This is a genomic window from Flavobacterium sp. TAB 87 (assembly GCF_001529295.1).
Classification (GTDB): Bacteria; Bacteroidota; Bacteroidia; order Flavobacteriales; family Flavobacteriaceae; genus Flavobacterium.
Genome location: NZ_LLWK01000038.1, coordinates 648313 through 659962, shown reverse-complemented (window position 1 = coordinate 659962; position 11650 = coordinate 648313). Strand labels below are relative to the sequence as shown.

The 11650-nt window shown below is 36.1% G+C and carries 15 protein-coding genes; 10 read left to right on the top strand and 5 right to left on the bottom strand.

The annotated features are described in order from the left end of the window. Window positions 1–13 precede the first annotated feature (13 nt). The 4 genes from AP058_RS14985 to leuB all read left to right on the top strand — a co-directional run bounded on the left by AP058_RS14985 (window position 14) and on the right by leuB (window position 4151). Window positions 14–400, top strand: coding sequence for a GxxExxY protein (locus tag AP058_RS14985; protein ID WP_066312677.1), 387 nt, complete (start codon window positions 14–16; stop codon window positions 398–400). A gap of 126 nt (window positions 401–526) precedes the next feature. Further along, on the top strand, window positions 527–1123 hold the full coding sequence (gene leuD, locus AP058_RS14980) for a 3-isopropylmalate dehydratase small subunit (RefSeq protein ID WP_066312675.1): 597 nt from the start codon (window positions 527–529) through the stop codon (window positions 1121–1123). Window positions 1124–1504: 381 nt separating this feature from the next. Beyond that, window positions 1505–3019 carry an alpha-isopropylmalate synthase regulatory domain-containing protein gene (locus AP058_RS14975; protein WP_066312673.1) on the top strand — a complete coding sequence of 505 codons (1515 nt, stop codon included), beginning with the start codon at window positions 1505–1507 and terminating at the stop codon, window positions 3017–3019. A gap of 70 nt (window positions 3020–3089) precedes the next feature. Further along, window positions 3090–4151, top strand: coding sequence for a 3-isopropylmalate dehydrogenase (leuB, locus tag AP058_RS14970; protein ID WP_066312670.1), 1062 nt, complete (start codon window positions 3090–3092; stop codon window positions 4149–4151). A 110-nt stretch (window positions 4152–4261) separates the two neighbouring features. Here leuB and AP058_RS14965 read toward each other — a convergent pair whose 3' ends face one another. Both AP058_RS14965 and AP058_RS14960 read right to left on the bottom strand, forming a co-directional pair. Further along, window positions 4262–4621 (bottom strand): RNA-binding protein, encoded by a 360-nt coding sequence (locus AP058_RS14965; RefSeq protein ID WP_066312664.1) that lies wholly within the window; start codon window positions 4619–4621, stop codon window positions 4262–4264. A gap of 137 nt (window positions 4622–4758) precedes the next feature. Then, a complete protein-coding gene (locus AP058_RS14960; RefSeq protein ID WP_066312661.1) occupies window positions 4759–5256 on the bottom strand; it encodes a DUF6252 family protein in 498 nt (165 codons plus the stop codon). Window positions 5257–5526: 270 nt separating this feature from the next. On the opposite strand from AP058_RS14960, the gene AP058_RS14955 reads away from it, so the two are divergent. The 6 genes from AP058_RS14955 (at window position 5527) to AP058_RS14930 (ending at window position 10307) form a co-directional block, all read left to right on the top strand. After that, on the top strand, window positions 5527–6081 hold the full coding sequence (locus AP058_RS14955; protein ID WP_066312658.1) for a 30S ribosomal protein S16: 555 nt from the start codon (window positions 5527–5529) through the stop codon (window positions 6079–6081). Between the two features lie 14 nt (window positions 6082–6095). Next, entirely contained in the window at window positions 6096–6620 is a 525-nt protein-coding gene (gene rimM, locus AP058_RS14950; RefSeq protein ID WP_066312655.1) for a ribosome maturation factor RimM, read from the top strand. Window positions 6621–6662: 42 nt separating this feature from the next. Then, window positions 6663–7370 (top strand): tRNA1(Val) (adenine(37)-N6)-methyltransferase, encoded by a 708-nt coding sequence (locus tag AP058_RS14945; protein ID WP_066312653.1) that lies wholly within the window; start codon window positions 6663–6665, stop codon window positions 7368–7370. Between the two features lie 106 nt (window positions 7371–7476). Then, complete coding sequence (locus AP058_RS14940) at window positions 7477–8655, top strand: acyl-CoA dehydrogenase family protein (RefSeq protein ID WP_066312651.1); 1179 nt, start codon at window positions 7477–7479, stop codon at window positions 8653–8655. Window positions 8656–8738: 83 nt separating this feature from the next. Further along, window positions 8739–9521 (top strand): DUF3050 domain-containing protein, encoded by a 783-nt coding sequence (locus AP058_RS14935; RefSeq protein WP_066312649.1) that lies wholly within the window; start codon window positions 8739–8741, stop codon window positions 9519–9521. 48 nt (window positions 9522–9569) lie between these two features. Next, the gene (locus AP058_RS14930; RefSeq protein ID WP_066312643.1) at window positions 9570–10307 is read left to right on the top strand and encodes an SGNH/GDSL hydrolase family protein; all 738 of its coding nucleotides are present in this window, start codon (window positions 9570–9572) and stop codon (window positions 10305–10307) included. Window positions 10308–10334: 27 nt separating this feature from the next. On the opposite strand, the gene AP058_RS14925 is transcribed toward AP058_RS14930, so the two are convergent. The 3 genes from AP058_RS14925 to AP058_RS14915 all read right to left on the bottom strand — a co-directional run bounded on the left by AP058_RS14925 (window position 10335) and on the right by AP058_RS14915 (window position 11635). Continuing rightward, window positions 10335–10652, bottom strand: coding sequence for a 2Fe-2S iron-sulfur cluster-binding protein (locus AP058_RS14925; protein ID WP_066312641.1), 318 nt, complete (start codon window positions 10650–10652; stop codon window positions 10335–10337). 66 nt (window positions 10653–10718) lie between these two features. After that, complete coding sequence (locus AP058_RS14920) at window positions 10719–11195, bottom strand: hypothetical protein (RefSeq protein ID WP_066312638.1); 477 nt, start codon at window positions 11193–11195, stop codon at window positions 10719–10721. A gap of 200 nt (window positions 11196–11395) precedes the next feature. After that, window positions 11396–11635 carry a NifU family protein gene (locus tag AP058_RS14915; RefSeq protein WP_066312635.1) on the bottom strand — a complete coding sequence of 80 codons (240 nt, stop codon included), beginning with the start codon at window positions 11633–11635 and terminating at the stop codon, window positions 11396–11398. Window positions 11636–11650: the final 15 nt, after the last annotated feature.

Sequence of the window (11650 nt, the reverse complement as noted above, 5' to 3'; positions counted from 1 at the left end):
ACAAAGACGCTAGATGGAAAAAGAACAATACGAAGCAATTATAAAGCAAATTTTTCTCGCAAGTTTAGAAGTCCATAAAATAATGGGACCAGGATTATTGGAATCTGTTTATGAGGTGTGTCTTTTAAAAGAATTACAATTAAGAAATATAGTTGTGGTAAATCAAGTTTGTGTTCCCCTAAAGTTTAAAGGCTTTGACCTTTTTAAAGATTACAAAATTGATATTCTTGTTGAAAACGAAATAATAATTGAATTAAAAGCGGTCGAAGTTTTATTACCAGTCCACGAAGCTCAAATTATTTCTTACCTAAAACTAGCAAACAAAAAAATCGGATTGCTGATTAATTTTAATGTTCCAGTGATCAAAAGTGGATTCAGAAGATTTGTAAATAATTATTAATGATTAACCGCAAAAGACGCTATGACGCAGAAATAAATTAAAAATTGCGCTTTTGTGGTCTTCAATTCAAAAAAATAAAACAATAAAGCATTTGCGCCCTTGCGCCCTTGCGGTAAAACAAAAAAAATGGCATACGATAAATTTAATATTCTTACTAGTAGCGCAGTGCCGCTACCAATAGAAAACGTAGATACCGATCAAATTATTCCTGCTCGTTTCTTAAAAGCTACTACCCGCGAAGGATTTGGTGACAATTTATTTAGAGACTGGCGCTACAATGGTGACAATACTCCAAAAGCAGATTTCGTTTTAAACGACCCAACTTATTCGGGCAAAATCTTGGTTGGAGGAAAAAACTTCGGCTCTGGTTCTTCTCGTGAGCATGCTGCTTGGGCAGTTTACGATTACGGATTTAGAGCAGTCGTTTCAAGCTTCTTTGCTGATATTTTTAAAGGAAACTGTTTGAATATTGGTGTTTTACCCGTTCAAATTAGCCCAGAATTTGCTGACGTAATCTTTAAAGCTATCGAAGCAGATCCAAAAACGGAACTAGAAATTAATCTTTCTGAGCAAACGATTACTTTATTGGCAACGGGTCAAAATGAATCCTTTGACATCAATGGCTATAAAAAGAATAACATGCTAAACGGCTTTGACGATATCGACTATTTGCAAAATATAAAGTCTGACATCATCGAATTTGCCGAAAAGCAATTGATATAATTGCAGTAAACAACACACTAAACCGACTTTTATGGTTTTAAAATAGATTTTTTAAAACCGTAAAAGTCAATCACTAATTACCAAAATTAAGTATTTGGGCGTGACCCAGTTGGCAAAGTAGGCTATCAATTGTTGGTGCTATTTGCCTACTTTGTCAACGGCGTCGGGCTTTCACCGCTACAAGGTAGCCTGGCTCTATCCCTCACGCAAAACAGTGCACGGAATTCCATTTTGGAGCACAAAACAAACTAAAGTGCACGATCTAGCCCCGATAGCAGCGGCATCCTTTTGTTCCGACTTTTTTCGGGACAAAAGATACAGCGGATAGCGGGATTAGCTCCTACTAATTGACTGACTTAAAAAGAGCTTAAAGCTAAAAAGATGAGAAAAATTGAAATAATGGACACTACACTTCGAGATGGAGAACAAACATCAGGAGTCTCTTTTTCTGCTACAGAAAAACTAACTATTGCCCAATTATTATTAGAAGAACTCAATATTGACCGCATCGAAATCGCATCGGCGCGTGTAAGTGAAGGCGAATTTCAAGGCGTAAAAGGCATCATGTCTTGGGCCGAAGAAAAAGGATACAGCAACCGAATTGAAGTGTTGACTTTTGTAGACAACGGACTTTCGATTGAATGGATGAAAAAAACAGGAGCTAAAGTTCAAAATTTGCTCACCAAAGGTTCACTAAATCACTTAACGCATCAGCTCAAAAAAACACCCGAACAACACTTTTCTGAAATTGCGCAAACAATTGCATTAGCGAAAGAAAACAACATTGAAACGAATGTATACCTAGAAGATTGGAGCAATGGTATGCGAAATTCTCCCGAGTACGTTTTTCAATACTTGGATTTTTTAACGAAACAACCCGTTAAACGAATTTTACTTCCCGACACGCTTGGTATCTTAATTCCGTCGCAAACTTTTGAGTTTATTTCTCAAATTACATCGAAATACCCTACTATTCATTTTGATTTCCACGCACATAACGACTATGATTTAAGCATTGCCAACGTTATGGAAGCAGTAAAAGCCGGGATTAGTGGTTTGCACGTTACGGTAAACGGAATGGGCGAACGCGCCGGGAATGCACCGTTAGAAAGTACAGTGGCGGTAATTAACGATTACTTACCAGAGGTTAGCATCAATATCAAAGAAACAGCTTTGTATTCGGTTAGTAAGCTGGTAGAAACATTTACTGGTTATCGAATTCCAGCCAACAAGCCAATTGTAGGAGACAATGTTTTTACGCAAACTGCCGGAATTCATGCCGACGGTGACAATAAAAACAACTTGTATTTTAGCGATTTGCTACCCGAACGTTTTGGAAGAAAGCGCAAATATGCACTCGGAAAAACTTCTGGAAAAGCCAATATCGAGAAAAATTTACAAGAATTAGGCTTGCAATTGAATCCTGAAGATTTAAAATTAGTGACCCAACGTATTATCGAATTGGGAGACAAAAAAGAAACGGTAACCAAAGAAGATTTACCTTATATTATTTCGGATGTTTTGGACAGCCAAACTTACCAGGAAAGAATTATTGTGGAGTCTTACATGTTGTCTCACTCAAAAGGAATGCGTCCTTCGACTACTTTATGTTTAAAAATGGACGGAGAGAGCATCGAAGAACACGCCCAAGGCGACGGCCAATTTGATGCGTTTATGAATGCACTTACCAAAATCTACAAAAGCAAAGGCTTAACTTTACCCAAATTAATAGATTATGCTGTGCGCATTCCGCCAGGAAGTAGTTCGGATGCTTTGTGTGAAACTATTATTACATGGACGCACAATGAGAAAGAATTCAAAACCCGCGGATTAGATTCAGACCAAACCGTTGCAGCAATTGTTGCGACACAGAAAATGTTAAATGTAATTAATTAAAAAAAATTACTGAGTTGCTAAGTAAAGACTTAGAATATTAGAAACTATAAATAACTTTATATATAAAATAATGAAACTAAATATTGCTCTTTTAGCCGGAGACGGAATCGGACCAGAAGTTATCAATGAAGCTGTTAAAGTTTCAGATGCTATCGCAAAAAAATTCAACCATGAAATTACTTGGACACCTGCGCTTACTGGAGCATGTGCTATTGATGCTGTTGGAGTGCCTTATCCAGACGAAACCCATGAAATCTGTATGGCTGCCGACGCTGTTTTGTTTGGAGCAATTGGTCACCCAAAGTACGATAACGATCCTTCTGCACCTGTTCGCCCAGAGCAAGGACTATTATTAATGCGTAAAAAATTAGGTCTTTTTGCCAATGTAAGACCAACTTTCACTTTCCCGTCGCTAATTGACAACTCTCCTTTAAAAAGAGAACGCATTGAAGGAACTGACTTGGTTTTCTTAAGAGAACTAACTGGTGGAATCTACTTTGGAGAAAAAGGAAGAAGAGATGGTGGAGAAACTGCTTTCGACAATTGCGTATATACAAGAGCTGAAGTACAAAGACTTGCCAAAAAAGGTTTTGAATTAGCAATGACGCGTTCTAAAAAACTATGTTGTGTTGACAAAGCAAACGTGCTAGAAACATCACGTTTGTGGAGAGAAACGGTTCAGGAAATGGAAAAAGATTATCCTGAAGTTACAGTTTCTTATGAATTTGTTGACGCCGTAGCAATGCGATTGGTTCAATGGCCAAATACGTACGATGTTTTAATTACAGAAAACTTATTTGGAGATATTTTAACGGATGAAGCTTCGGTAATTTCAGGATCAATGGGATTAATGCCGTCAGCTTCTGTTGGAGAACACACTTCATTATACGAGCCAATTCACGGTTCTTACCCACAAGCAACTGGTTTAAATATTGCTAATCCGTTAGCCACAATTTTATCAGCTGCCATGATGTTTGAGGATGCTTTCGGTTTAACTGAAGAAGCTGCCGCAATTCGTGCTGTAGTAAATAAATCTTTAGAAGCTGGTTTCGTTACTGAAGATCTAGCTACAAAAGGAGCTACTGCTTACAAAACTAGCGAAGTTGGAGATTGGTTAGTTGCCAACCTATAAAACAAAAAGAAAACTTACTTTGAACCTCTCCTTTGGAGAGGACGAAAAGTGAGGAAACAAAAAAGGCGTCAATTTACATTGACGCCTTTTATATATTTTAGAAAAAAATATTAATATCCTCCTCTGTTACCACCACGGTCATTTCCACCACGGCTGTTTCCTCCACCATAACCACCGCGTGAATCTCCACCACGACTGTTATTGTTAAAGCTTCTTCTTTCGCCTTCTGGTTTCGGTTCAGATTTATTAACCACAATTGCACGTCCTTGAACAGTAGCACCGTTCAATTCGTCGATTGCTTTTTGAGCTTCGTCATCATTAGACATTTCAACAAAACCAAATCCTTTACTTCTTCCAGTAAATTTATCAGTAATAATCTTAACTGAATCAACTGCTCCGTAAGCCTCGAAAGACTCTCTTAAATCTGCTTCCTCAATACTGAATGGAAGGCTTCCAACAAAAATGTTCATATGTACTTATTTATAATAATAGAACAAATGTAATCTTATTTTTTCTGTAATCTACTATATATTAGATTATTTATGTTTTTATTATCACTTTAAAACCAAAAGCACTTGTGTAGCGTCCAAAGTTAAAAATCAAACCCTCAATTCTGATTATCAGCAGCTTTGGATATTGGAACTTTATAGAAAACACCTTCTGTGAACTGTAAATGAACCGCTTTTGCTTCTTCTGGTACGTCAATATTCTGCGCTAAAGCGTAGAATATAAAAGTTCCCGAAATCGTTTGCTGCACCAAGTCATAATTAGTAATCACAATTTTACCACTTGCCAAAGCCGCTGCAGTGGTGTAAAACATCTCTTTTTCTTTTTCAGAAGTACTAAACTCCGCAAAAACGGCAGCACCTTCTCCTAAAACATAAGTCCCCAATTCAATTGAGTTTAAATTCAATTGCATTTTTTCATATCCTAAAGATCCCTCTATTACAAGTTCTTCACTGTCATTTAAAGTTGCATTAAAATTGGTGGCGCGCCAAAACTGCTTGTCTTTTAAACCTTGAAAAGCGGGATTATTAAATTTAATATTTTGTTCGCAGGAGGCAAGCAAGAAGAGAAGCGTAACGGTTAACAAATATTTTTTCATGCTTGTATTTTTATTCTATTCATTAACGAACTATAAATATCCTCCTTTATTGCAAGCTGCTTTCACAATTTTAAGGAAGTTATGCTTTATAAATTACTACGTATTCCCTCAGCAAAACTAGAACTTTTACTGAAAAACGAAAGAATAGAAAGTCTTAAATAAAACTCAAATATTTTAAAAGAGCAAACTAACTATCAATTCAGAATTAAATTATATCTTTGCACCCTTAATTAACAGAGGTCGAGTACCTCAAAATTTAATCATAAGATTATGTCAGTAAAAATTAGATTACAAAGACACGGTAAAAAAGGAAAACCTTTTTACTGGGTTGTAGCAGCTGATGCTCGCTCAAAAAGAGATGGTAAATACTTAGAGAAAATCGGTACTTACAATCCAAACACAAATCCTGCAACTATCGATTTAGATCTTGATAGTGCAGTAAAATGGTTGCACAATGGTGCACAACCTACTGATACAGCTAAGGCTATTCTTTCTTACAAAGGTGCTTTATTGAAACACCACCTTGATGGAGGAGTTCGTAAAGGTGCTTTAACTCAAGAACAAGCTGAAGCAAAATTAGCTACTTGGTTAGAATCTAAAACTGGTAAAGTAGATGCTAAGAAAGACGGTTTAACAAAAGCGCAAGCTGATGCTAAAGCTAAAGCTTTTAAAGCAGAACAAGATGTAAATGCAAAACGTATCGCTGCTGCTGCTCAAGCTGACGCAGATGCTATTGCTGCTGCAACTCCTGCAGAGGAAGTTGCTGAAGTTGAAGCTGAAGAAGCTCCAGCTGCTGAAGAAAATAACGAAGAAAAAGAAGCATAATTTTAAAAGCGGCTATGCGTAAAGAAGATTGTTTCTATTTAGGTAAAATCGCTAAAAAATTTAGTTTCAAAGGGGAAGTTCTGATCTATTTAGACACAGACGAACCAGAGTTATACGAAAACTTGGAATCAGTGTTTGTTGAATGCAACAAACACTTGGTTCCTTTTTTTATTGAAAATAGCTCATTACATAAAAACGATTTTTTACGCGTTCGCTTTGAAGATCTAACTACCGAAGAAGAAGCCGATGGCTTACTGAACAACGCTGTTTATCTTCCATTAACTACGTTACCCAAACTTACTGGTAACAAATTTTATTTTCACGAAGTTATTGACTTTGAAATCGAAGATCAACGTCTTGGTGTTTTTGGTAAAATTGTGGGTGTTAATGATACTTCTGCACAACCTTTATTTGAGGTTTTGAATGGTGAAGTTGAAATTTTAATTCCGATGATTGACCAGTTCTTAGTAAAAATTGATCGTGAAAACAAAAAAGTAATCATGAACCTTCCGGAAGGATTGGTTGAGATGTACTTATAACTATTATCAATTTATAATTGTTAATTATAAATTATCTTCCACATGTTTCAATTCAAACAATTTAGTATTCAGCAAGATAAAACTGCCATGAAGGTAGGGACTGATGGCGTTTTACTGGGCTCTTGGGCGCCAACTAAGAACGTTAATTTTTCTGTTTTAGACATTGGAGCAGGAACTGGTTTAATTGCCTTGATGCTCGCACAACGTTGCAACGCGCAACAAATCGATGCCTTAGAAATTGACGAAGAAGCTTATGAACAATGTGTCGATAATTTTGAAAATTCTCCTTGGGCAGATCGTCTATTTTGCTTTCATGCTGGTTTAGATGAGTTCATGGAAGAACCAGAAGATGAATATGATTTAATTGTTTCCAATCCACCTTTTTATTCTGAAGATTATAAAACTACTGATGAGAAGCGGGATTTAGCTCGTTTCGAAGACGCATTACCTTTTGAAGATTTAATTGAAGCTGCCGATTTATTATTATCCGAAAACGGAATATTTGCAGTTATCATTCCTTTTAAAGAAGAACAACGTTTTATAGCTCTTGCATTTCAGTTTGAATTATATCCAACAAAAATCACTAGAGTAAGAGGAACTCCAACATCTGAAATTAAACGAAGTTTACTGGCATTTAGCCGCATAGAAAAATCAAATTATCCTCTAGATGAATTGGTTATCGAAATCACAAGGCACAATTACACTCCTGAATATATTGAATTGACTAAAGATTTTTATTTAAAGATGTAAATCATCTTTAGGTATAAAATTCAAACCTAATAATGTTACTTTATAACAATCAAACTGTCTTTTGTTGTATTAATTTTCTAAATTTACTTTTAGAAAACTAAGAATCATGAAACCAGACCTATTTCAAGCTCCCGATTATTACAACCTTGACGATTTACTTACCGAAGAAAACAAATTGGTTCGCGACTCCACACGTTCTTGGGTAAAGAGAGAAGTTTCTCCTATTATCGAAGAATTTGCTCAAAAAGCAGAATTTCCTAAACAAATTATTAAAGGTTTAGGTGAAATTGGTGGATTTGGCCCTTATATTCCGCAAGAATACGGAGGCGCTGGACTGGATCAAATTTCCTATGGTCTAATTATGCAAGAAATCGAACGCGGAGATTCTGGTATTCGCTCTACTGCATCTGTACAGTCTTCTTTAGTAATGTATCCAATTTGGAAGTACGGCAACGAAGAGCAACGAAAAAAATATTTACCTAAATTGGCAACCGGTGAACTAATCGGCTGTTTTGGATTGACCGAACCTAATTATGGTTCTGATCCTGGCAGCATGCTTACTAATTTTAAAGATGCGGGAACACATTTTGTTTTAAATGGTGCAAAAATGTGGATTTCTAACGCTCCATTTGCTGATATTGCTGTAGTTTGGGCAAAAGATGAATCGGGTAGAATTCATGGTTTAATTGCCGAACGTGGAATGGAAGGTTTCACCACGCCAGAAACACACAACAAATGGTCGCTTCGTGCGTCATCCACAGGAGAGTTGATTTTTGATAATGTAAAAATTCCAAAAGAAAATATATTGCCGAATAAATCGGGACTTGGCGCACCGCTCGGCTGCTTGGATTCAGCAAGATACGGAATTGCTTGGGGAGCGATTGGAGCAGCAATGGATTGCTACGATACGGCTTTGCGCTATGCCAAAGAGCGAATTCAATTTGACAAACCAATTGCGGGTACCCAATTGCAGCAGAAAAAGTTGGCCGAAATGATTACTGAAATCACCAAAGCACAACTGCTTACTTGGAGATTAGGCGTATTAAAAAACGAAAATCGAGCAACAACAGCACAAATTTCAATGGCAAAAAGGAACAATGTTAACATGGCAATTCAAATTGCAAGAGAAGCGCGACAGATTTTAGGCGCGATGGGAATTATTGGAGACTACTCCATCATGCGACACATGATGAATTTAGAAAGCGTAATTACGTATGAAGGAACACATGACATTCATTTACTAATTACAGGGATGGACATTACGGGAATTCCAGCCTTCAAGTAGCAACTATACCATCATATAAAAATTCGATACTAAAAGCTTCTCCAAAATGAGAAGCTTTTTTATATTTACAAAAAACCCAACCTATGAATATTGAAGCCATAAACAACAGCATTCAGACTCAAAAAGCACTTTTAGAAAGCCACAGCGCATTTGGCAAAATACAACAGCTGGAAGATTTACAGTGCTTTGTAGAACATCATATCTATGCGGCGTGGGACTTCATGTCATTACTAAAGGCCTTACAAACAAAACTTACGTGCGCAACAACACCTTGGTTTCCCACAGAAAATACCCAAGTTCGCTATCTAATAAACAAAATGGTATTAGCCGAAGAAAGCAATTATAGCGGCAACGAACTAGGCATGAGTCATTACGAAAGCTATGTTAAAGCCATGGACTGTTGCAATGCGGACACTACTGGAATCAATCATTTCTTATCTGAAGTACAATCGCTACACAATATCTTTGTTGCAATTAAACGAAGTAACTTGCATCCCAGTATTAAATCTCTATTGGATTTTACTTTTAGAGTTATTGAAGAAGGAAAAACACACGAGATTGCAGCAGCTTTACTTTTTGGAAGGATTAATCTTTATCCGACTGGATTAATAGCAACAACAAAACGATTTCAGCTTAACAATCCTGTAACTAAATTAGCTCCATTGGTTTCCCATTTCGAAACAAATAATATAATAGACAATACTCAATTGGAGGCAGATCTGACTCAAATACTAACTGACTTGTGTGGCAACGATGTGCTCAAGTGGAATGAGGTACAAGAAATTGCCGTTCTCGCTGTAGAAAAACAACTGGAATTATTGGCAGCGATTGAAGAACACATTTTAATGAAAAGCGAACTGGTTTAAAACCATCATTAACTTTTCTACGTAATTATTAGTATAAATCACTAAACTATGAAACTACGCCTACTTACTTTACTTGTTTTTTCGCTAAGCACACTCTCTTTTGGCTGCAGTTCAAATGACACAGAAGTCACGACTCCAGTGCAAACAATACAACCACCAACTAATTTAACTGGCAAAACCATTTCATACTTGGCCTTGGGAGACAGCTATACTATTGGCCAAAGCGTATGCGAAGCGTGCCGATTTCCAGAGCAACTAAAGAGTAATTTATCGAATTCTTTTATTGGCACTAACTTTCCCCTACAAATAATTGCAAAAACAGGGTGGACGACTACTAATTTATTACAAGCAATACAAGCTGAAAATTTAGAAAATAATTTCGATTTAGTTACTTTACTAATCGGAGTTAATAACCAATATCAAGGACAAGACTTTGCTATATACCAAGAGGAATTCCCAAAGTTGGTCAGCAGGTCAATTGCATTAGCCAAAGGTGTAAAGTCGCATGTTGTGGTTATTTCTATACCGGATTACGCGTACACCAAACAAGGTGAAATTTCACAAAATCAAAGTAAGATTTCTAAAGAAATTGATCAATACAACACTTTTGCGAAGCAATATTGCGAAGCAAACAAGATTGCCTTTGTAAACATAACTGACATTACTAGAAATGGATTAAATGAACCTAATCTAGTCGCTACAGACGGACTGCATCCTTCTCAACAGGCATATAGCTTATTTATAGATCGCATGTATCCAGAAATTATAAAAGCATTACAAAATTAAAAAAGCGAGATTAAATCTCGCTTTTTACTAATATTCTGGAGCTAGTTCTAACTCTAAACCTTCTAAGTATTCGGTAATTGGTATTTGACACCCCAATCGGCTATTTGATTTTACATAAAATGCCTCAGACAACATCGCTTCTTCATCATCTCCTTTTTCTGGTAAAGCCACATCATTCAAGACATAACATTGACAAGATGCACACATGGCCATTCCGCCACAAGTTCCTTCAACAGGAAGCTCATAAGCTTTACACAATTCCATTATATTCATAGCCATATCTGTCGGCGCTTGCAATTCATGCACAACACCTTCACGGTCTTTAATCTTTATAAGTACGTCCATTCCAAATAATTATTTTAAATATTCTGTAAAATTCTATGGATGCAAAAATACGCTAACTTTTAAAAACTAGCTATTATTTGGTTTGAAACTAAAAGCATATTCTTTATTATTGTTTTTCTCTTTCACTTTTAGCCCTACAACGTATCCTTTTTCTAAGAAAGTAAGGACTATAAAAGTCGAATAATAATCGCTACCTGATTGAAAAATCAAAACACCCTCGTAAGTACTGCTTACAATTCCTTTTTTATCAGTTTGCGAACTAACTTTTCGTTTATTTTCAAATGTAGCACTGGTATAAGTAGCTTTGTCTGAGAAATTAGCTCTGCTATCACATAAGTCTCTAAGAAAATCGTAGTTGGTTATTCTTGCATTTCCTTCTTCTGCTGTTGTAGAAACAACAATTTGACCTTGATATCGAAAGCTTGACCACTCCTCGCCAGTAGTAACCCATGCTTTATCAACATATAGGTTTTCGGCTGTCCTTTGGCCATAACATATAGTCGTAAAAAGTACTGCGACTATTATTTTGTAAAAATTATTCATAATGAAATAGGTTTTGGGGTTAGTGGCCAAATTTAACGATTTGATAACAAGAACCCCAATCTATTTTCACAATTATTTAATGACTTTTATTCGATTTTAATAAAAAAAAGAACAGAAAGGCAAAAAAAATACTAAAAAGCAGTATGATAGCATATTCTTTTGAAGAAAAACAATATACCTCTGTACTAATTTAATTCAATTTAAAAAACATTAACCACGGTTTCTACCTGCGGTGCATATTTTTTAATGGTAGTTTCCACACCTGCTTTCAAAGTCATTTGGTTGACACTGCAACTAATGCAAGCGCCTTCCAAACGCACTTTTACGTGCTTATCATCTTCAATTGAAACAAACGAAATATCACCTCCATCTGAATTCAGAAATGGTCTAATTTCTTCGAGTGCCTTTAAAACATTAGCAGTTATTTCTTCTGTTGTCATAATTTATCATTTCTA